Origin of the sequence: Streptomyces sp. NPDC006265, from assembly GCF_040613555.1 — a bacterium.
Classification (GTDB): domain Bacteria; phylum Actinomycetota; class Actinomycetes; order Streptomycetales; family Streptomycetaceae; genus Streptomyces.
Map to the genome: position 1 here is coordinate 1 of NZ_JBEXSH010001546.1, position 1,012 is coordinate 1,012.

The following is a 1,012-nucleotide window of genomic DNA, read 5'->3' on the forward strand; positions in this document are numbered from 1 at the left end:
GTCAGCAGGTTCCAGAGGATCGCGCCGACCAGAGCGGCGAAGATGACCTCGGGACGGATGCCGGCCTCGTCTACGAGGCCCTTGGAGATCGTGTTGGCGACTTCGACGGACAGGAAGGCGCCGACCAGGTTGAGGACCGCGGACATGGCCACCGCGACCTTGGGCTTCATGGCGCCCGTGGAAATGGTCGTGGCCATCGCGTTCGCGGTGTCGTGGAAACCGTTCGTGAAATCGAACGCGAGAGCGGTTACTACCACAATCGCGAGGATCAGCGAGAAGCTTTCCATTTACCCAGGCAATCGTTCGAGGTCATTGGCCAGACGAACGTAGGCAACCTGAGTGAACGGAAGATGAACTGAGAGGGGCGCAGGGGTGACCGCAACGGAGGGTCCTGGTTCCGCCTCGGAACAGCGGCCCCGCGCCCGCGACCAGGCGGCCCCGAGCGAACCGCTTCAGTCGATCGAGTGACCCGTTGAAGACGTTCTGATCACCCGGCGGGGCACCGCCGCCGTTGTCGTGCTGCCAGAAGGCCCAGGACGACCAGCCGGCCGGCAGCGTCCCCGGCCCGGCCGCGTCGTGGCGGGCGATCCACAGGGCACGACCTGCGGCGAAGACGCGGCTGCCGCCCAACCGTCCCCGCCTTGCTCAGGCCGTGGCACCGGCGCTTCCTGTCGTACGGGTTGTAGTCGATGTCGAGCGCGGGCGGCCAGCGTCCAGCCGTCCGCGGTCCGGCCGCCGCCGTTGTGTACGAAGTGCGCCGCCTGCGCCCGGCCCGGGGACCGGTCCGGCAGGGCGAAGTGGTAGGCGACGCGCACCGGGCTCACCGCGCGCGAGTCGTTGTACTGCCGGTCGAAGCCGGGGTTGGGTAGGTGGCCCCTTCGGGCGGCTCGCCGCCGCGGACGCCGCCGGTAGGCGGCCGCGGCGGCGGGTCGGACCCGACTTCGGCAGCCCGAAATGCGCCGGCCGCGTCTCCTGCAACGGCCGCGTGCCGCGCTTGGAATGGTCGACACCC

General features: G+C 69.8%; 1 protein-coding gene and 1 pseudogene. Both read right to left on the minus strand.

The window, feature by feature from the left end; all coding sequences use genetic code 11:
• A partial coding sequence (locus ABZ281_RS50500) for an inorganic phosphate transporter (RefSeq protein ID WP_356665692.1) occupies positions 1-287 on the minus strand: 287 nt, incomplete at its 3' end.
• Between the two features lie 148 nt (positions 288-435).
• Positions 436-863, minus strand: a pseudogene (locus tag ABZ281_RS50505) (GH25 family lysozyme); the annotation flags it as partial.
• Positions 864-1,012 lie beyond the last annotated feature (149 nt).